Origin of the sequence: Aquisphaera insulae (assembly GCF_011064615.1) — a bacterium.
GTDB classification, from domain to species: domain Bacteria; phylum Planctomycetota; class Planctomycetia; order Isosphaerales; family Isosphaeraceae; genus Aquisphaera; species Aquisphaera insulae.
In genome coordinates this window covers 140,307-160,893 of record NZ_JAALJH010000008.1, presented here as the reverse complement: position 1 = coordinate 160,893, position 20,587 = coordinate 140,307, and the positions used below count along the sequence as shown (strand labels likewise).

8 protein-coding genes are annotated in these 20,587 nt (G+C 69.2%); 4 read left to right on the top strand and 4 right to left on the bottom strand.

Annotation, left to right across the window (positions count from 1 at the left end; translation table 11 throughout):
- Positions 1-56 precede the first annotated feature (56 nt).
- Entirely contained in the window at positions 57-8,324 is an 8,268-nt protein-coding gene (locus G6O54_RS07445; protein ID WP_165222507.1) for an MG2 domain-containing protein, read from the bottom strand.
- A gap of 446 nt (positions 8,325-8,770) precedes the next feature.
- Here G6O54_RS07445 and G6O54_RS07440 point away from each other — a divergent pair, with 446 nt between their 5' ends.
- On the top strand, positions 8,771-10,504 hold the full coding sequence (locus tag G6O54_RS07440) for a hypothetical protein (RefSeq protein WP_165222504.1): 1,734 nt from the start codon (positions 8,771-8,773) through the stop codon (positions 10,502-10,504).
- 34 nt (positions 10,505-10,538) lie between these two features.
- Here the strand turns inward: G6O54_RS07440 and G6O54_RS07435 are convergent, their stop codons facing one another.
- Both G6O54_RS07435 and G6O54_RS07430 read right to left on the bottom strand, forming a co-directional pair.
- The gene (locus tag G6O54_RS07435) at positions 10,539-14,483 is read right to left on the bottom strand and encodes a serine/threonine-protein kinase (protein ID WP_165222501.1); all 3,945 of its coding nucleotides are present in this window, start codon (positions 14,481-14,483) and stop codon (positions 10,539-10,541) included.
- Complete coding sequence (locus tag G6O54_RS07430; protein WP_165222498.1) at positions 14,480-15,088, bottom strand: RNA polymerase sigma factor; 609 nt, start codon at positions 15,086-15,088, stop codon at positions 14,480-14,482. The genes G6O54_RS07435 and G6O54_RS07430 overlap by 4 nt, the downstream gene beginning before the upstream one ends.
- Positions 15,089-15,384: 296 nt before the next feature.
- On the opposite strand from G6O54_RS07430, the gene G6O54_RS07425 reads away from it, so the two are divergent.
- The 3 genes from G6O54_RS07425 to pdxH all read left to right on the top strand — a co-directional run bounded on the left by G6O54_RS07425 (position 15,385) and on the right by pdxH (position 18,927).
- On the top strand, positions 15,385-16,809 hold the full coding sequence (locus G6O54_RS07425; protein ID WP_165222495.1) for a serine/threonine-protein kinase: 1,425 nt from the start codon (positions 15,385-15,387) through the stop codon (positions 16,807-16,809).
- Positions 16,810-16,905: 96 nt separating this feature from the next.
- The gene (locus G6O54_RS07420) at positions 16,906-18,276 is read left to right on the top strand and encodes an AGE family epimerase/isomerase (protein ID WP_165222492.1); all 1,371 of its coding nucleotides are present in this window, start codon (positions 16,906-16,908) and stop codon (positions 18,274-18,276) included.
- Positions 18,277-18,291: 15 nt separating this feature from the next.
- Entirely contained in the window at positions 18,292-18,927 is a 636-nt protein-coding gene (gene pdxH, locus G6O54_RS07415) for a pyridoxamine 5'-phosphate oxidase (protein WP_205678692.1), read from the top strand.
- Between the two features lie 102 nt (positions 18,928-19,029).
- On the opposite strand, the gene G6O54_RS07410 is transcribed toward pdxH, so the two are convergent.
- Complete coding sequence (locus G6O54_RS07410) at positions 19,030-20,253, bottom strand: NAD(P)H-dependent flavin oxidoreductase (RefSeq protein ID WP_165222489.1); 1,224 nt, start codon at positions 20,251-20,253, stop codon at positions 19,030-19,032.
- Between the last annotated feature and the right edge of the window lie 334 nt (positions 20,254-20,587).

Sequence of the window (20,587 nt, the reverse complement as noted above, 5' to 3'; positions counted from 1 at the left end):
AGCCTCAGATCGCCGGGGCCCATGTCGAGCCCCGACGATCCGAGCGTCGGCTTCGCTCAGCGGAAGCCCCCCGCCGCGGCTCCCCGAGGCTTGCCGGTCTCCGGCGCGTTGTAGCGATTCTCGAGTCGCTGAATCTGGCGCATGTAGTTGGCGGAGTTCTGCGACCTCAGGTTGGCGTCCAGGGACTGGTTGAGCGCCGGCATGGTGGCCTGCTGCCCCTGCTGGGCGTTGGCGGCCGGGGCCGGCGGCGTCGGCGGAGTGCCGACGTAGCTCGTGCCGCGGTAGAAGGCGTACTGGATCGTATCCTTCCGCGCCACCGCGGTGACCTGGCCCTGCACGCCATCGGCCACGAACACGCCGCGAAGGTCGGTCTCTCCCGAGAGGAAGTCCGGGTTGTTGGTACCGATCACCTTCACCTGCACCTTCGGCAGCAGGGCCTTCGTCCGGGCGTCGCGGACCGTCACCCGGACCCGCCCGCACGATTCTTCCAGGATCTCCACGTCGATGGGCGTGACGAGGACGATCCCCGACGCATAGAGGTTCTCGCCGCGGATCATCACCAGGTACGCCCCCTCCTTCGTCAGGGGGAGCTCGATCATCCTCGACGCATCCTCGTAATCCGATCCCGAGCCGAGCTCGACGCTCTTCTCCACCAGGGGCGTGATGCCCGCCAGGTCGATCCCGGCGATCGCGTTCAGGTTCCGCCGCGTGAGGTAGAGCTGCATCAGGTCGACGGGATAGGCCGTGATCTCAACCCGGCCGATGTTGCGATACTCGAGCTTGATGCCGGGTTTCGAGAGCCCCTCGACCCCGCCCCCCGCGGGCTCCGTGCCCACCGCCCGGAGACCGAACGGCGGCCGTGCCTCGCCCCCCTCGACCCCGGCGCCGGCGACCGCGGGCCTGTTCGGCAGCCTCACGATCGAGACCTCGGGCACCTTCAGCTCCTTCCGGGTGTAGAACTGGATCGCGCTGGCGGCGTCGGTGAACCGATCGGCCACCTGCTTGTAGTATTCGATCGCCTTGCCGGGGGCGCGGCGGGCATCGAAGATCTGCCCCAGGATGTAGATGGCCTGCCACTTGTTCGGGCTCGGCTGGTCCACCCCGCTGGGATCCTTGTAGACCGCCTTCGAGATCCGCTCAGCGACCTCGACCGCCCGGTCGTACTTGTTGAGATGGAAGTTCGCCAGGGCCTCGCTGTACTGGAAGGCATCCTGGTACGTGCTCTTCGGATAGGTGGCGGCGAAGCGGGCGGCGAGCTTGACGACGCCCGGGTAGTCTTCCAGGTCGATGAACGCGTTCACGAGGGCCAGGCTCGCCTCGTCGGCCATCGGGTTGGTCGGCGACTGGGACAGGAAGACCTGGATCAGCCGGACCGTCTGGAGCAGGAGCTCGGACCGGGTGATCCCCGCCGCCGCGAGCTCGCGCCTCAGGTTCGGCTCGGTGAAGGCTTCCGCCGCGGCCTTCGCCAGGATCTGGGAGAGGCCGAAGAAGTCGCTCTCGATCGAGGGCGTGTTGGGATAGCTCCGCCAGAGGTCGATCAGGTACGCGGTCGCTTCCAGGGTCTTCCCCCGCTGGCGGAGGAGCTCGCCGATCCGGGCGTCCTCGAGGTAGCTGGCCTCGACGAGCCCGCGCCAGACGATGATCGCCCGCTCGTATTCGTTGATATCTCGATAGGCTTTCCCGATCACGAGGAGCTTGTCGAAGTCCAGGATCAGGTCCGGGGCCTTCTCCTTGATGACCTCGAAGTACTGGACGACCTTGCGGGCGTCGTAGTTCGTGATGTGGATCAGCAGGAGCATCCGGGCCGCATCCTTGGCGACGTCGTCGCGGAGGGAGTAGCCCGCGAAGAGCGGCTCGAGGGCGGCGGCGGCCTCGGCATACCGGCCGGCGTCGAAGTGGATCTTGCCCGCCGTGTAGAGCTCGTCGGGCGTGATCCGGTAGGGATCGGTGTTCTTCTCTCCGGGCGCCAGGACCTTCAGCTCGCCGGGCTGGCCCAGTTGCTGACGACCGGGGTCGTACGCGCTCCGGACCGAGGTCGGGAGCGCCCGATACTGGCCGGGCAGGTAGCCGTAGACGTCGTACTGGATGCCGCCGGGATTCTGATCGGGGGCGAAGTAGAAGGTCAGCACGCCGTCGGCCAGCGTGTAGGAGCTCGCCGAGGTGATCACGGAGCCCTCGATGAGCGTGGTGCCCGCGGGGAGCTGCTCCTCCACCACCAGGAAGTCGCGCTCCCATTCCGGGGTCGAGTCCGGAACGTTGCGCCAGACGACGAGCCCGACCCGGCCCTTGCCGCCGAGGGCGACCTGGCTGATGGTGTTTTCCCAGGAGTCCGCGTTCACGGCGACGCCGAAGCTGGACGGCAGGACCTTGCCGTCGAGCTCGTGCGGAGCCGGCCAGTAGACCCGGCGATCCACCCACGCGGGCCGGTTATTGCGGTCCTGCTCGGGGCCGAAATCGCGGGTGAACCCCGTCATCGTGACGGAATAGCTGAAGGTGCCGCGGCCTTCCATCGCCAGGCCCACGCGATTGGCGTCGCCGGCCTTGAGGGCCCTGAGCGGGACGCGGATGGCCTGGCTCTCGCCGCTGCCGGCCACGTTCAATTCCGCGACCTTGGTCTCATTGACGCTGACCGTCAGTCGGTATCGATCCTCGGCGCCCTTCGACCGAGCGTGGTAGAGCGCGAGCGCGGCCAGGGCCGGGCCCTTGGCACGATGCGGGTTCCAGCCGTAGCCGAAGCGATGGGCGTGGAGCCACTCGGCGGCCCGGTCGAGCTCGTTCCCCTGGGGACGGACCCTCGCCAGGGCAAGGGCCGCCAGGGCCGTCGTCTCGACGGCCCCGCGAGCGTTCGCGGACTGGCCGGAGCCGTCCCAGTAGAGCCGAGAGGGTCGTCCCGGCGCCGTCGCCTCGACCTTGGCCCGGCTGACCAGGATGGACGCGACCTCGGCCCCGAGCTCCGCCCGGTTCAGGTTCGCGAAGGTCAATGCCAGGTAGGCGAGCGCCGTGTTCGAGAGCCCCTGACGCTCGCGGTTGAGCGTGTTCGCCATCTCGAACGTGGCCGCATGCCGCGTGCTGAGGGCGTGCAGCAGGGTCGCACGCGCATCCAGGTCGCGGGAATTGGTCCCGGCGGTGACCGCCTGGGTAAGCCATGCCGCGGCCTTGTCCAGGATCTTGGGATCGGGGAGCAGTCCGGCCTGCTCCGCCGTCGCGAGCGCCCAGAAGACGGAAGCGGACGTGAGCCGTTCGCTCGCGACCGCCGCCGCGACCTTCTCGCCCTGCCTGGGCAGCGTGCCCGCGGCGACCCACGGCCAGCCGCCGTCCTCGTTCTGGGCCGCGGTCAGCTCGGCCACCAGGCCCTGGATGCGGGACGCGATCCGCTCCGCATCCGGGGCGCCGCCGGCGCGAGTCGCGCGGACGTAACCGAGGGCGGACGTCGCCGCCAGCAGGTCTCCGGCGCGGTCGCCCATGGTCCCGCCCGGAGGCGGCATGATCCGGCAGTTCAGGTCCTTCGCATAGATCCGGTAGTCCCGGCCGAGCGCCAGCTCGATGATCATCCGCTGGAGCGTGGGCGCGATCAGGACGACCATCTCCGGGCTCTCGTAAGTCCTCCCCTTGGGCAGCCCGACGAAGACCGCCGTGCCGTCGCTGCTGGTCCCCGACTCCGAGGCGTACGCCTGGACTCCCCACGAACGAACCGGGACCTCCGTGGTCACCTCGTCCTGAATCGCCCCGACCTTGCCGACGAGGGTGAGCCGCACCGAGTCGGTGTCGGGGACCTCGAACGGGTCGAGCAGGACCTCGTCCACGCCGTCCCCCTTCAGCTCGAGTGCCTTCGGGAAGACCTCCTCGCGTCCCCCCGCGTAGACGGTCAGCCGCAGGGCAACCGTCCCCTGGACGCCGACGTGATGCACCCGGGCCACGAGCCGCGGCTTGTCGCCCTGCGTCAGGCCGGCCGGAATCTTCAGGTCGACGAAGAAGTCCTTGCGGATCGTCATCGAAGAGGTCGCCTGGCCCACGAGCGTGTCGTTGCCCGTGACGCCACGGGCGACAATCTGGTAGTCCGAAAGCGCACCCGGCGCCTTGAAGGTCAACCGGGCCTTGCCGTCCTTGCCCGTGACCACGCTCGGGTTCCAGTAGGCCGTCTCGGCGAACCGCTCGCGGTGTTCGCGGTTCATCTGATTTCGCTCGGCGGCCAGATAACCGAAGGAGACAGGGAACTTGACTCCCTCCTTGACCTCGGGATCGGCCACGGAGGCGAGGTCACTTTCCTGGAACGCGACCACGCTTCCGTTGTCCTGCTTGGCCTTGGATGCGTCCTGCGCCGCCCTCGAGCGCTTCGCCAGCTTCCTGCCGGCGGAGGACTCGGCAGGTCCGGACATGCCAGGTGCGCCGCCCATGCCTCCCATGGCCATTCCCCTCAGCTCGCCAGCTTTCGAATCCGCCGGGCCTCCCCCCGGCCGGTTGCTGTCGGCGGGCATGTCCTTGTTCATCTGGTCCTTCAGTTCCAGTTGGACCGTCCCCAGGTGGGCTGCGTTGGCCGCCATCGCCGCGAGCCGCTCCGCCTCATCCACGACGGCCCGGGCCACCCCGGTCGTGGCCGGGACGTACCGGAACGTGTTCGAGGATTCGGTCGCGAAGGCGCCGGTCCGGGTCTGGTCGTAGAAGAAGGAGGCGATCGGCGGCATCCGGTCGCCGTGGAGCCGCAACAGGGACCGGTCGATCATGGCGATCGACAGCTCCGCGGCGACGGGCTTGCCGAGCTGGTCCACCGCGGTGACCTCGAGCTCGACGTCCTCGCCGGGGCCGACGCTCGGCCTGGTCGGCTTCAGCGTGACCGCCAGCTCGCGTTCGACCTGGACGTCCAGCTTGGCGTGGTCGAAGACGTTCTCCCACATCCTGGAGGCGGTCAGGGTGAAGTTGGGGAACTCCGGCCCGTCGACCGGCCAGGCCAGCGGATTGTCGCCGTCCTTGAGCGTGACGATCCGGTACGACAGGATCCGGTCGGCCTCCCAGGTGAGCAGGGCCGTCCCCGCTCGGCCGCGGCTGTGGAGGTTGACCTCGGCCCGCTCGCCAACCTTGTAGCGCTGGCGGTCGGCGAGGATCCTCAGCCGAGTCTCGTCCTTCTTGCCCGAGACCTGGACCGCTAGATCGGCGACGATCGGGTTCCCGAAACGGTCGGTGCCCGAGGCCCGGAGGATGTAACTCCCGCCGTCGGGGTCGTCGATTCGGAGGCCGAGATTCCCTTCGCCCGTCTTTGGGTCCGTCTCGACGGCCTTGCGCTGGGCTTCGCGCTCGGTGACGCGACCCGCCTGGACCAGTCGCTTGATGACGGCGAGGCTCAGGGATTGGCCGATCGGGTCTCCCTTGGCGTCGGTCGTGGTCAGCTTGACGGGGAATGACTCGCCGTCGAGCAGGACGTCGCGTCTGACGCTCACCGCGATGTCGAAGCCGCGGGTGGCGAGCTGGACCGCCGCGGCGGCCTGGACGTTGTCCTTGGTGAGCTTGGCGACCAGGCGGAGCCTCGTGTCCTCGGCGAACCCTTCGGTGGCGACGGTGAAGTGGAACTTGCCGGCAGAATCGGTCTCGCCATGGAGGATTCGGCCGTCGGGGAGGTTGATCTCCAGGGGGCGGGCCGCCAGCGGGGCTCCATACTGGTATTTCGCCACCACGTCCGCCTCGATGGTCTCGCCGCGATAGAAGACCGTCTTCTTGAGCGCGAACGTGAGGTCGATCGGCTCGAGCTGGTAGGACTGGACCTCGAACGCCCCGGTGAAGTCGCTCTTGCCGGGCTGGAAGACGCGGATCTTGTAGGTGCCGACGGGCGTGCCACGCTCGAGCTGGAGACTCTCGTGGAACGTGCCGAACTCGGAAAGCGTCACGTTCCGGGTGACGAGCTGACGCCCGCGGCTATCGGAGATCTCGAATCGATACACGGCCGCGGGGGAGTTGGCGTACTGGCCGTTCTGGATCTCCCGGATGACGCCGCGGATCGAGGCGGCCTGGCCGGGCCGATAGGCGGGGCGATCGGTGTAGATGTAGGCCCGCGGCGAGAGCCCCTGCGAGACCTTGTTCGGCACGGCCAGGCCGGAGCCGGCCACGTTGCCGCCGTCGAGGACCAGGTAGCTGAGCGGCGAGCTGGCGTCTCGGGCCGGGGACCAGTCATGGACGAGGACGCCGTCGGCGCCGGTCTCCGCCTCCAGGATGACCTGGCCGGCGTCCGAAACGAGGACCTTCGCCTTCGGCCGCCCCTTGCCCGTCTTCATGTCCTGGGCGAAGACGAGGACCTGCTCCCTCGAGGACTTGACGATCGCGTCGATGTCGCTGGCGACGACCAGGGTCGTCGCCTGGAGGTGCTTCTGGTCCGTGACCTTGACGACGTAGACGGCCGGCTTCTCGAGCTTCGCGAGCTCATAGTCGGCTTCCACGGGCTTGTACTTCGCCTGGCCCGGGACGTCGACCGTCCATTCGGCGTCGGGTGCAACGAGCCCGATGTCGAGTGATTCGACGTTGGCGAGGGCGTGCTTCTTGCGGAAGTACGCCTCGGCGTTGAGCCGATACGCGGTGAACGTGAGCTTCTCCAGGTTGCGGCTGGCGATCCGCAGCTTGGGCATCTCGCCGGTGCGGTAGATGCGGGGAGTGACGACCGTGAGCGCCTTGCTCTCCATCACCGCCACGCGCTGGAGGGCCTGGGCCTTCCACGGATCGACGGCGATCTTCCGGAAGCGATCGATGGCGCCGGCGAGGTCCCCCTTCTCGTTTTCGAAGATGGCGGCCGTCAGGAAGAGGGCATGGGCGGCCGGCTCGCTGGTCGGGAACCTGGTGGTGAGCGGCGCCCAGTAGGCGATCGCCTCGTCCGGCTTCTTCTCCTTCAAGAAGGTCTCGCCCGCCTGGAAGAGGAGCTCGGGCACCCGCGGGTCGAGTGGATTTCGGGTCACGAAGTCGCCCCAGGCGGCCCGGGCCTCGGCGTACCGCTCGTGCGCGACGTGGTCGGCGGCGATCAGCAGCTCCGCGTCGAGGATCGCGCGCTGGGCGTCGGCACTCTGCGGCCCGTTGGGGAACCGGGTGAGGTAGCCGCGATAGGCGGCGATGGCCTCGGCGTACTTCTGCTGGCCCTGGAGGACCTGCGCGGACTGGAAGGTCGCCGTCATCACGAGCTCGGCCTGGTCGCGGCGAGCCGCGTCCGTTTCCGCCTTGAAGCCCTCGTCCTTGAGGAATCGCCCGAAGGCGGCGAGGGCCTCGTCGCTCTTGCCGCGGGCGAGGTAGGACGCGCCGACGTCGTAGGCCGCGCGGACCGCCCTCGGGTGCGCCGGGTAGGCGGCCAGGAACCGGCGGAGTGCGGCCACGCCCAGGTTCAGGTTGGCGTCGTCGGGCGGGTTCGGAATCTGGTAGGTGGAGGGGATCTCGGCGAGGGCGGCGGCGCGGATCTCGTCCGCGTCCTTCGTCCGGTCCTCGGGCCGCATCCCCTCGATCTCCCGGGCGAGATCGGACCAGAGCAGTCGGGCGGGGAGCAGCTCGCCGGCCTGGCGCCGGACCTCGCCCAGCCTCAGGCGGACGGCGAGTCGATCCGAGCCCTTCGGATAGTCGCGAAGGTACGCCTCGAGATTCTCGATGGCTCGCGGGAGATTCCCGGCCTGGTGGCTGGCGCGGCCCATGGAGAAGAGGAGCCCGGCGCGAAGGGCCGGGCTCTTGGCCAGCTCGCGGGCCTGATTGAAGAGCTCCCAGGCTCCGTTGGGATCGGGCTGGACGATCGGATCCTCGGGCTGGAGCAGCCTCCTCGCGTGGGACTGGTAGATCTCCGCCAGTCGATCCTTCCGCTCGTCCGCGAGCAGTCGCGTGGCCTCGTTCCGAGCCAGCTCCTCGGCGACGGCGAGGTTCCCGGCGGCAAGCTCCAGGCCCGATAGCTCGTTCCGGATCTTGGGGGACCATGGACCCTTCGGGCTGGCCTCGAGGGCCCCGTGGAGCGTGGCGACGGCCTCCTTCCGCTTGCCGGCGAGCCGCTCCGCGATGGCCCGCAGGTAGGTGAAGTAGGCGCGATCGTCCGCGACCTTCGCCTTCTCCGCCAGCGCCGTCAGGGCGGCCCCGGCCGCGTCGTACTTTCCTTCCTGCATGGCGGAGACGATGTCGCCCGGGACGATCGGCGCGGCGGGCATCGCGGCGTCCTTCGCCCGGATCGGCTCGCCGGACGCCGCCGGGGGATCGGCCGCGATCGCCCGGCTTCCCATGACGAGGAGGCTCCATGAGAGTATCACGGCCCCGGCGACACGCCGGCGGCTGCGTCGGGCCGGCTCGCGATTCGCCGCACGCATCGGGTTCGATCGCCGCGTCATGAATTCCTCCCCCTGGATCGGATGATGCCCCGGCGCCTCGGCGATCCGGCCATACCGGCCTCGGGCGTGACCGTTCGCCGGACCGCCCCGAATCGGGACGCCTCTCGCAGTGTCTCTCGGGCACGACCGGTACTTTGATGCGAGTCGCTGGACGAGGGTTCCCGTTGCGGATCCCTGGGCATGGGATGATCACCGGGAACGACTCGTATTCTAAGACGCCGGACGGCGACTTTTCTTAGTGTATTTCCGGACCGAGTGTGCTAGGATTCGCCGGCATCAGGAGACGAGGCACCGGTTTATTGGGAAAGGATGTCGCGTCGGGATCGTGGATTTCGATGACCGCTACGGAGGGTGTGTCGAACCGCGAATGGTCCCACTGAATTCGACCGAGGCGTTGCACTCATACGGCTACCGGATGAGCCGTCACCAGGGACAGGAGACCGAAGGTGACGCCTTTCGCAAAGGGGCGTTCGAGGCTTCACGTCACGTCGGGGCGTGGAAGGACCCCGCATGCTCGGCGCCGACATTGCCAGATCCTCCCGGGAATCGAGCGGCTCGAGGGCCGTCTCCTCCTGGCGAGTTCGCTCTCGGCCATCCCGCTGGAATTCGTCCCTTCCACCCTTCCGCCGCCGCTCCTCGTCGGTACGATCCAGCCCGCCGCGGGGTCGCACGTCTCTCAATCACCGATCTTGACCCAGGTGAGGCCGGTCGTCGCGGTGGCGAGCAGCCTGAACGCCGGCCGCTCCCGGGCTAGCGAGCCTTCGCCGATACCCGAGATGATCCTCCACAAGGAAGCGTCCAGCGACGGCACCTATCCGTCGGACGACCTCGTCTCCACCCCCTGGCGACCCGCGGAGACCGAGATCGATGGCGCGGACGAAGGTGACGCCGTCGTCCTCCCCCCCGCGCTGACCCTGGATACATCGGGCCTGGAGGCGATTCCGACGGTGGTCAACCTCCCGGAGGTTCACCTGACGGGCACCGTGGGGCCCGACCAGGCCCGGGTCACGTTCAAGGTCGCGCTGAACTCCAGCACGGATCGCCTCAAGATCCGGATGAGTCGGGATTCCAGCAGCACCGAGGCGGGGATCCCGATGATCGAGGACATCCTCATGATGGGGCCTCGGGGCGATATCCTGTCGGTCATCACCGGGACGTACGAGAGCTGGCCGGATGTTCCCATGGAGATGACGCTCACGCTCAACCATGTCCCTCGGGGAGCGACGCTCGTCTTCCACGTGGGCGAGGCGCCGCGGAGCGTGGATCCCTCCGCCGGGTCGGAGAACGGCGTCGCGGGCAGCCTCAACTTCACGCTCGACCTGAGCCGGACGAACTCCGCGGGGAGCCTGCCCTCCGCCCCGCAGCTCGTCCTGGAATCCCCCCTGGTGATCGTGAGCCAGGTCCTGGCGGGCCTCTATCTCCCCACCGTCGTCCCGGGAGTTTCCCTGCCACGCGCGGTCGGCCCGACCTCGTCCTCGCTGGGCGAGGAATCCTCCACCAACTCGGTCGAGATGACTTCCGGGGGCATCGCCGCGGATCTTTCACCGGTGGCGGAGGGCCTGCCGGGGGTTTCCGTCGGGCCGCTGATCTCGCGCGGTTCGACGGCCGTCGGCCCGACCCTCGCGACGGCTCCGGGCGACTTGACGGTTCCCCTCGACCGCAATGAACGGGCCTTCGACCTTGCGTCGGGCTCGGCGGGCGGCGAGACCGTGCCGGTCCTGACCAGCGCCGCCGAGCAGGTGGCGGCGGCCGGTGCGTCGGGGACCCTCTCTCCTCCCTCGAGGGCGATCGGCGAGTATTCCGAGGATCTCCTCCTGGTCCGCGGCCCGGGCGGCTTGCCGATCCTGGCCACGTCGGCCTCGCGGTCGCGTCATCGCGGCGAATCGGCCGAGCTGATCGCGACCCTCCCCGACTCGCGGCCGACGGCTGCGGGGGTGGAACAGCCGGACGACGGTGCCGCGGGGCGCACCGGCAAGGAGGCGGGGAATCACACTCAGCCCAGGAAGCTGGGCCTGTTCGCCCTCATCTTCGGGATCGTCATCGGGATCACCCTGACGAGCCGCCCCTTCTATCCCGAACTGCTGGCGCTCGTCCGGATCCGACTGTTCGGGCCGAACCGTCCCCGGACCCGCGGAGGCAGGAAGTCCGGCGGTTCCCGCTGGAGCATCTGGGCACGCTGATCCGCGGAAGACGCCACCGGCGGCGTCCGCGACGCTATCGGCTGGTCGCCACCACGGTCGGCTTCGAAGCCGGCACCCCGCCGCGGAGCCATTCCCTGGCGGTCCGGTCGAGCAGCGAGAGCCAGCGGCCGGCGTGACCGGGCCGCTCGCGCAGGCATCGCGCATAGGACGCCAGGATCCTCGATTCGAGCCCCAGGTCGCCGTGAGACCAGGTGGATGCCTGCTCGAGGTCCGCCAGGGCGCGATCCCAGTATCGCAGGGCGATCCACGACCGGGCGCGGCCGAGGTAGGCCGAGGGGAGCTCCGGATCCGACCGGAGGGCACTCGACCATTCCGAGAGCGCCGCCTCATACCGCCCGAGGCCATTGAGGACCTCTCCCCGGAGGGCGCGGGAATACAGGTTCGGGGCCATGGCCGTCGCCTGATCCAGGGAGGCGATCGCCTCCTCCAGCCTCCCCAGGCGGGCGAGAGCCGCCCCTCGGGCCTCGTGGAGCTCGGGATCCCGGGGCCTCAGGCCGAGGCCCGCATCCGCCCGCGCGAGCGCCGGGACGGGTTGCCCCGCCTCGAGCAGGATCCGCGCCAGGATGAGGTGCGACTCGGGGGAACGCGCGGCCATGGAGAGGGCCTGGCGTGCCGCGTCGATCGCCGCACCATGGTCACCGAGCGTGGACAGGATGACGGCCAGGTTCAAGGTCGCTCGATAGGCCCGGGGATCGTCGGGCCGACCGCGCTTCGAAAGGTCGACGACGGCCCTCCGGAGGTCCGCGATGAGCCGCGGGCCGGCCACGGGGAGGAGGCGGATTTCTTCGGGCCTCCCCAGCTCGAGCTCGCCGTATCGGCCGGCCGCGAGCAGGGCCCGCTGGTAGAGCCGGTCCGCGGCGGGCCCGGCACGAAGCAGCCTCACGGCCGCGGCGTCCTGCAAGGCCAGCGTCGAGTGATCGAGGAGGATATGGGCCGAGGCCCGGGCCGCGTGGAGCTCGCTCGGCGCGACCACCGACAGGCCCGATCCGATCAGGATGTCGAGGTCGGCGATCGCGCCGCTGCCCCTCCCCAGCCGTAGCTGGAGGTAGGCCCGGTTGAGTCGGGCGACCTGGTCCCTGGGATCGCCCTCGATCAGCGAATCGTAGGCCATCAGGGCCCGCGCCTCGCGGCCCGATTCGGCGTCGAGGGCCGCCAGGTTGAGCCGTGCGGCCTCCGCGAACTCGGAATCGGGGACCTGGGTCATGATCCTCCGGTACTCGGTCTCTGCGGCCCGGAAGTTCCCCAGCGAGGAATGGAGCACCCCCATCTCGAGCGCCACTCGATAGGAGTTCGGTCCGTCTCCCCACTCGTCCTGGGCCTTGCGGAAGTCCTCGATCGCCCCGCCCCATTGCCCCCTGGCCCGCAGGATCCTCGCCCGATTGAAGAGGACCCAGGGGGACCTCGGCTGGCGTGCGACCGCGGAATTGAAATGGCTCAGGGCATCCTCGCTGAGCCCCTGCTTGTTGGCGAGGTAGCCGAGGTAGAAGTGGCACCAGTAGTCCGACCAGTCGAGGCGGACGGCCTGCTGGAGCCACTCGAGCGCCCGGCTGGTCCGCCCCGCGCTCGAGTTCAGGAGTCCCCAGTGGAAGCACGCGCTCGGCGACGTCACCACGATCACGTCGAGGGGCTCGCCGGGCAGCCTCGCCGGGTGGCCCGGCGGCTCCGAGGCGATGACGGATTCGGGGGCCCTCCCCGCGTGCCGCTCCAGGAGGGCTCGGAGGGATTGCCAGGGTTCCTTGAACTCCGAGAAGGCGAGGGCGCGGTCGCAAATCGCGACGGCGCCCGCGACCTTGTCCGGATCCGCGGGCTCGCCGCGGACGGCGTCCCGGAAGGCCTCCTCGACGCCGACCATCCAGAGGAAGAGCAGCTCATTCACGTCCCGGCTAAGCAGCTCGCGTCGGGGTGGATCGATCAGGGCCAGGTCGCGTTCGTAGGTCACGCCGGCCTCGCGGCATTCGAGGACGTGGAAGGGCTCGATGAGCCGTTTCAGCTCGTCGACGGCCTCGGGGACGTCATCGCCCAGTCCGATCAATCGGAATCGGAGCCCCTCCATCCCCGCGTGGATCCGATCCGCATCCTCGCGAGTGCTGACGATCAGGCCGGCCATCCTGGCCTTGAACCCGATGTCCTGCTCCAGGACGTCCATCGACGGGCCCGCCCAGAGGTTCTCCAGCTTCTTCCGAAGCTGGCCGCCGAATTCCGAGACCGTCCCGCCGTGGATCTTCCGACGGATCGTGTCGCTCCACTTGAACTGGGCCCCCTGCGCGGCGGCGTCCAGCCATTTGCGAGCGTCGGCAAATCGGCCCTCGTCGATCGCGGCGCAACCCGCGAGATACAGGGCCTTCGCGTTCTCGTAACGATCCTGCCGGTCGACCTGGTAGATCGTGTAGGCACCGAGGACGCAACCGAGCGCGAGGAGGAGGGCCGCGGCGATCGAGAGCCTGCGGCGGTTCCGCCGGAGTCGACGGCCGACTCGGCTGATCAACGGCTCCCGCGCGTGCGAGAGGGAGAAGTCGTCCGCGACCGCCCTGAGATCCTCCGCGAGCTCGCCGGCGGTCTGATAGCGATCGACGGGATCCGGCGCCAGGCAGCGGCGGATCACCGCGACGAACGGGGCCGGGACCGGGTTCTCGTCCGGGAACCGAACCGGCAACTCCTGGCGGCGATCGGTGGCGGCCCGGATCAGGGAGTCGTAGATCGGCAGGTTCCGTCGCGGCGGGGAGAATGGCTTCGCGCCGACGAGTGCCTCGTACAGGAGGATTCCCAGGCCGTAGATGTCGGACCGCGCGTCGACGACCTCCGGCGACTCGTCCGCGAGGGCTTCCAGGTGCTCCGGCGCCATGTAGTCGAGCGTCCCGCCGAGCGTCGCCTCCGGGCTACCGCTCCCTTCCGCGGGCCGTTCCACGCGCGCGAGGTTGAAGTCCAGCAGCATCGGCATGCCGTCGTCGTTGACCAGCACGTTGCTCGGCTTGACGTCGCGGTGGAGGATCCCGCGATCGTGGGCATGATCGAGCGCCTCCGCGAGCCGGGCCCCCCACCATGCGATGGCGCGGGCATACGTCCGCGAGGCGAGCGCCGCCCGACTCGCCGAGCGAGCCTGCGGGCCGATCGCGGCATCCTTGCCGTTCGCGAGCCGATCCAGGGCCTCCACCAGCGACGAGCCGGTCGGGGCCGGCGACGACGTGCGGACCTCGTGAAGCAGGCGGCTGAGCGTGACCCGCCCGAAGTAGGGCATGCACAGGAGATGGAGCCCGGTCACCCGGTCGCTGCGGAGCGAGTGGACGGGGACGATGTGGGTATGCTGGAGCCGAGCGAGCGCCTGCGGCTCGCGGGAAACCCGACGGGTCACCTTGAGGGCGACGTGCCGGTCCGCGAGCTCCCGCTCCCGCGCCAGGAAGACGCGAGCGAAGGACCCGCGCCCCAGCTCCTCGACCAGGTAGAAGCCGGCGATGGTCTGGCCGGCCTCCGGATACGGGGCCACGTTCTCGGCGTCGCGCCCCGCGGCCCCCATCGACGCGGAGGAGTTGAAGATCGAGTTGGTCGTGGTGGCCGAGCCGATCAGCTCGTGGATGTCCAGCACGCGGCGGAGCGGGTCCGCGAGCGCGGGATACCTGGCCAGATAGGCGGCGGCGTCGGGCCGGTCGCCGTCCTCTTCGCGGAGGCAGAACTCCTCGTAGATGAGCGCGACGCGGCTGTCGTCGCCGAGGTCGTCGAACCGATCGAGGTACCACTTCGCCCCCGCTCGATCGCCCGCCTCCCATCTCAGCGACAGGTCCGCGCGGAGGATCGCCAGCCGGGAGCCGGCCTCCCCCTCGGCGGAGGCCAGGTACTCACGCGGGTCGAGCCTCCGCCCCTCGCGGGACGCGAGCTGCCAGGCCTCCTCATACCGCCGAGCCTGTCGGACCGCGGCCGGCGAGGACGCATCGTCCCACGTCCGTCCCGACGGGACCGAATTCATCCCCGAGTCTCCCACTCCGACTCCACCCGACGGCGCAGGTCTTCCAGGACCCGCTGGACCGTCCGCTCGCTGATCCCCAGTCGCTCGCCGATGTCCCGGCTGGTCAGGCCCTCGGCCTTCATCTCCAGGATCTCCCGCCGCTCCTCCGGCAACAGGTCTCGGAGCATGCCGAAGACCTCGCGGGCCTGCGCCACCTCGCTCGGAGAATCCACGTGGTCGGCCACGTCCCGGGGCCGGTCCCCGTCCGCCCAGAGGGGCTCCTCGCGGTGCATGTCCTGCTTCTGGCTGGCCGCTCGCCGGTACTCGTCGATCACCTTATTCTTCGCAGCCCGGGCCAGGAACGCGACAAGGTGGCGGGAATCCTCAAAGGCGGTGGGCGCCTCCCTCATCCGCCGGAAGAAGCTCCCCCAGACGCTCTGGAGGAAATCGAGCGAATCGAACCGAGAGCGGAGGAGCCGCGGCAACTGCCGCCGGACCACCAGGCGAACCTCCGGCTCGTAGCGCTGGAGGAGCTCGCGGGCCGCGTTCCCGTCTCCAGCCTGGATCCGCTTGAGAAAGGTCGACAGGTCGTCGTCTTGTCGCTGCGGATGATCGCCGACCGACATGATTCGCCTCCTCGGCACCGGCCAGGTATCGAGATACCCCGGCCTCCCTCGTCCTTGATGCGAAGGCGGCTCCGCGACTTCCGTCCGACGCATCTCCTTAGAGTAACCCACCGGACGTGATATTGCCAAGCCACGCATACCACCATCCCGGTCGCCTCACGGCCGGACGGCAACCTTCCAAATCGACAATCTTCGTACTGGACAAACTTACACACATAAGGTAGGATTCCGTCCAGGACGCCCGGTTCGCCAGGACGGTCGGCGTGGGCATCTTCCCCCCTTCGCGGAGCGTACTCATGTCGCATGGATCCGCAGAGACGCGCGAGCTGGATTCTCGCTCCCGGGATCCGAAGGGATGGCCGACTCCGGAGCGGTTCTTCAACATCGGCGCGATCGTGGACGGGCGATACGAGGTCGCGCGGACAATCGGCCGCGGTGGGATGGGGTGGGTCGTCGAGGTCCGGCGACTTGCGGACGGGCGGCGGCTGGCGCTCAAGTACTGCGACGGCAATCCGCTGAGGCGGAAGCGACTGGTCCGCGAGGCGAAGATCCTGGGGGCGATGCGACATCCCCACCTCTTGCCTGCCCTCGATTCGCGCCTCGACGAGGACCCGCCGTATTTCGTCATGCCGCTGGCCGCGGGGACCCTGGATGATGACGTGCGCGGTCGTCGGCCCGGCGGAGTCGGCTGGTCGCTGGCCGTGCTCCGGCAGGTCTGCCTGGGCGTCCAGGCCCTCCACAGGGCCGGGGTGACGCATCGGGACCTGAAGCCGGCCAACGTCCTCCGGCTCCGCGACGGTCGCTACGTCGTCGCCGACCTCGGGACGGCCAAGCGCGAACCCCGGGACTCCACGGTCCTGACGCGGACCTGCGCCATCCTGGGGACGCTCTGCTACCTGGCACCCGAGCAGATGATGCCGGGGGGGAGCCGGATGGCGGACGCCAGGACGGACGTCTTCCAGCTCGGGAAGATGCTCTATCAGCTCATCACGGGGAAGCTCCCGGCCGCCATCGAGCCGGCGAGGTTGCCCCCGTCGCTCGCCCACATCATCCTTCGCGCCACCGCGTCTCGACCGGAAGACCGCTATCCGGATGTCGCCTCGTTCCTGGATTCTCTCGAGGCCGTTCGCCGGGACCCGGCCGGCATGGCCGGACTCACCGGCATGGGCCTGGAGCGACTGATCGAGCGCTGTGCGGATGAGACGGGATCCGAGCCGCCCCGACCCGAAATCCTGCATGCGCTGGCGACCCTCGAGGGGAAGCCGGCCGGCACGATCCTCGACCTCTTCGATCGCCTTCCGCGCGGGACCCTCGTCGCGCTCTGCGAGGGGGACGCCGCTCCCTTCGCGCAGGCCCTCGGGACGTATGCCGGGGCGCTCGAACATGCGGCCGGACGACGCGGCTTCGACTACGCCGACCTGGTGTTGTCGCGGATGCGGTCCGTCTACGATGCGAGCCGATCCCCGGAGATCAAGGCGGCCGCCCTCCGGGCGATCCTCGTCGCGGCCGTGGTCTTCAACCGCTATGCGACCATGGACCGGTTCAAGACCCTGATCTACGCGATCCGGTCCACGGACCTTGCCCTTCTCGTCGCGGAGATGCTCCGCGACCATCGCGACTATTTCCAGGAGGTGGCCTCGCACCTGAACGCTCGCCGCCTCCACTCCGCGATCGCGGCGGTCCTCGACGACCTGGATTGGATCGAGACGGTCTCGTTCTGATCCGTCCACGCCGTCGTCGCCGGGAGGTTGTGGCGAGGCCCGCCCTGCGCGATAATCGACCGGAGTCCCAGCAATCGCACCCGCGTCGAGGACCGCATGACCCGCACCCGCCCGAGACCCCTCCCCGGCCAGATTCGGGCCGCTCGAATCCTCCTCGCGATCGGCCTCCTCGCGGCGATCCCGCAGCTTCCGATGGCGATCGCCCAGCAGGTGGCGGCCGTCGCCGACCTGGCCGCGCCGATCGACGCACAGCTTCGCGGCGAGCTCTCGGGGCACTGGTATCCGCACGCGATCGACCGCGAGCACGGCGGATTCCACCAGGAGCTCGCCCGGGACTGGTCGATCCGGCCCGACGTCAGCAAGTTTCAGGTCTACCAGGCCAGGATGACCTGGACCGCCGCCGCCTTCGCGGAATACTCGAAGGACCGCCGCGAGGAATACCTGGGCCATGCCCGGCACGGCCTGGCGTTCCTCGACGACGTGATGCGCGACGCCGAACACGGCGGCTTTCACTGGATCCTGGACGCCCGGGGTCGCCTGGACCCGCGGCTCGGCGACGAGAAGCACGTCTACGGCACGTCGTTCGTGATCTATGCCGCCAGCAAGCTCCGGGCCGTGGGCGGCGACGAGCGGGCCCTCAAGGTCGCGCGCGACGCCTTCGACTGGCTCGAGGCCCACGCGCACGACAACCGGGACGGGGGCTACTTCGAGGCCCTGAGGCGGGACGGGACGCCGATTCACGGGCCGGACGCCGCGCCGTCGACCGGCAAGGTGGACCGGCTTGGCATCCCCTACGGCCAGAAGACCATGAATTCACATATCCACATGCTCGAGGCGCTTGCCGAGCTGGCGAAGGTGGATGACCGCCGCGTGGTCCGCGATCGGCTCGCCGAGGTCTTCGCCCTGGTCCGCGACCGGATCGCGGCCGCGCCGGGGCTGCTCAACCTGTACCTCACCCGGGACTGGAAGGTCATCCCCTCGCACGATTCCTACGGCCACGACGTGGAGACCGCGTTCCTGCTGGTCGAGGCGGCCGAAGTCCTGGGGGAGCCGAACGATCCTCGAACGTGGAAGGTCGCCAGGTCCCTCGTCGATCATGCCCTGGAGGGGGGCTGGGACGAGGAGCACGGCGGCTTCTACGACAAGGGGGACGTCGCGACCAACCGGGCATTCGACCTGACCAAGGTCTGGTGGACCCAGGCCGAGGGCCTCAACGCGCTCCTCCTCATGGATGCGAAGTACGGCCGCGAGACCGACCGCTATCGTCGCGCCTTCCTGATGCAATGGAGCTTCATCCGGGCCCACATGCTCGATCCGAAGTTCGACGGCTGGTTCGCCGAGACGGAGCGGGAGGGAGACCTCCGCGGCGACGGGGCCAAGGCGAGCCCGTGGAAGGCCAACTATCACACGTCCCGCGCGATGATGAACGTCGTCCGCATGATCCGCAACGAAGCGGCGGGACACTGACGCGGAGATGATCCCTTGCCACTGAATGACATGAGGCGTGAGTTCGACCGGGACAGCCTGTCCGAGTCCGGCGTCGCGACCGATCCGATCCGCCAGTTCCAGGTCTGGTTCGAGGACGCGGTGAAATCCCAGGTGCCGGAGCCCCACGCGTTCATCCTGGCCACGTCATCGCCCGACGGGCAGCCCTCGGCGCGGGTGATGCTCCTGCGCGGCTGCGAACCGCGCGGGTTCACCTTCTTCACGAATTACGAGAGCCGCAAAGGGTCGGAGATCGCCGCCAATCCGCGGGCCGCGATGGTCTTCTTCTGGCACGCTCTCGAGCGTCAGGTGCGGGTGGAAGGGTCCCTGGAGAAGGTGCCGGCGGAGGAATCCGACGCCTACTTCGACAGTCGCCCCGAAGGCTCGAAGGTCGGTGCCTGGGCCTCCCGCCAGAGCACCGTGATCCCGGACCGTGAGTCACTGGAGGCGCGGGTCCGGGAGCTGGAGGCGGAATTCGCCGATCGACAGGTGCCCCGCCCGGCGCACTGGGGCGGCTACTGCCTCGTCCCCTCCTCGATCGAATTCTGGCAGGGCCGTCCCAGCCGCCTTCACGATCGACTGCGGTACACCCGCGATGGTTCAAGCTGGCAGATCGACCGTCTTTCGCCCTGAAGCGGCCAGACTGCGAACATCCCGCAGGAGCCGGCTCCGTCCGGCGACCGGGCGAGCCTCGGCGCGCCCGGTCGTGGGACAGTGCCCCTCCAGGAGGGAGAGTCAGGCATTCTGGAGCGCCGCTCCCGGCAGGGACGGTTCGTGAAGGACCGTGGCCGCGGCCGGAGCCTGCAGGAAGGCCGGTTTCACCCCGGTCAGGAAATACTCCATGAGCTGAGCGACGGGCGCGATGACGTCGCCGAACGGGAGCGGCTCACCGCCGCGGAAGAAAAGGCCGTGCTCCACGTCACCGTGCACCGCGGCGGCAAGGTGCACGGCGATGCAGAACTGGCCCGCCTTGGGATTGCCGTCGCGAAGTCCGCAAGCCAGCAGGCACTCGGAACCGAGCCGGCAATTCCTCGGGTGGGCCTTCGCCTGGAGCTCGTCCACCCGATCGAGATAGCGGCCCAGCCAGGGGGTGCGCACGGCTCGCGCCGGCAGGCCGGCGTCGCTCATGAAGGTGACGATGTCCTCCGGGCCGGCCCCGGCCAGGACACGCTTGAAGTTCTCGTGGGCGTCCCCCTCCTCGGTGACCGCGAACGGCGTCCCGATCTGGACCGCGGACGCCCCCATGGAGAGGGCCCGGCAGAGTCGTTCGTGGCTGTTGATCCCGCCCGCCGCGATCAGCGGGATCCGGCCCGGCTCGATCCCCATCGATGCGAAGAGGTCCATCGTCGCCGGGATCACCTGCTCGAAGTCGAAACGGGGTTCGTCCAGGTCCTCGAGCTTGGTCGCGCCCAGGTGGCCGCCGGCGAAGAACGGATGCTCGATGACGATGGCGTCGGGGAGCCGATCCTTCCTGACCCATTTCTTGAGGACGACGTTGATGCCGCGGGCGTCCGACAGGATCGGGATCAGGGCGACTTCCGGGAACTCCGCCGTCATGTCCGGGAGGTCGAGCGGCAGGCCGGCCCCCATCACGATCGCGTCCGCCCCGCTCTCGCAAGACTGGCGGACGAACATGGCGTAGTCGCTGACCGCCCTCATGACGTTCACCGCGACCAGCCCCCGACCGCCCGCAATCTCCTTCGCGGCCCGGATCTCGCGATCGAGCGCGACCCGATTCACCTCGCTGATCACCCCGCGGTCGCGGCAGCGGGCCGACCGCTCCAGCAGGTCGGGATGATGCTGGCGCAGGTCCACGGCCGCGATCGTACCCATGCCACCCAGCCGCGCCACATTCCCCGCCAGCCGGTGCGCAGAGATGCCCACGCCCATGCCACCCTGAACGATCGGGAGCAAGGCCTTGCCCCGGATCCGCAGCGGAGCGAACCTCGATTCCAGCATGAGGGAACTCCTGTTGCCAACTCTACCGGCACCGGACGCGGTCATCGCGTCCGGGCTCCTCGCCGGCTTCGATCGGCAAGGACGACGCGCCGGTTGCTTCCTCGGATTATAGGACAACTGGATCCAGAAGTCTCGCTTACCTTGGGCGACAGCGGATCCACCGGGCGTCGGTGGGGCCTCGATCCGTCAGGACCCGCAAGGTGGCTCGAGCCACGCCCTCCCGGTACGGCTCCATTGGCAGCCGGCGGGCTGATCCGTTAATCTGGGCTTCCGTCAGGAACGGGCCCAGGGAACGTCGCGGCGAGGGGAGGCTTCGCCGGGCCGCTTCCGATCT

What these genes read in the sequence shown, in the direction of transcription:
- G6O54_RS07435 (WP_165222501.1), bottom strand. Translation starts at nt 14,483, where the DNA reads ATGAATTCGGTCCCGTCGGGACGGACGTGGGACGATGCGTCCTCGCCG.
- G6O54_RS07430 (WP_165222498.1), bottom strand. Translation starts at nt 15,088, where the DNA reads ATGTCGGTCGGCGATCATCCGCAGCGACAAGACGACGACCTGTCGACC.
- G6O54_RS07425 (WP_165222495.1), top strand. Translation starts at nt 15,385, where the DNA reads ATGTCGCATGGATCCGCAGAGACGCGCGAGCTGGATTCTCGCTCCCGG.
- G6O54_RS07420 (WP_165222492.1), top strand. Translation starts at nt 16,906, where the DNA reads ATGACCCGCACCCGCCCGAGACCCCTCCCCGGCCAGATTCGGGCCGCT.
- G6O54_RS07445 (WP_165222507.1), bottom strand. Translation starts at nt 8,324, where the DNA reads ATGACGCGGCGATCGAACCCGATGCGTGCGGCGAATCGCGAGCCGGCC.
- G6O54_RS07410 (WP_165222489.1), bottom strand. Translation starts at nt 20,253, where the DNA reads ATGCTGGAATCGAGGTTCGCTCCGCTGCGGATCCGGGGCAAGGCCTTG.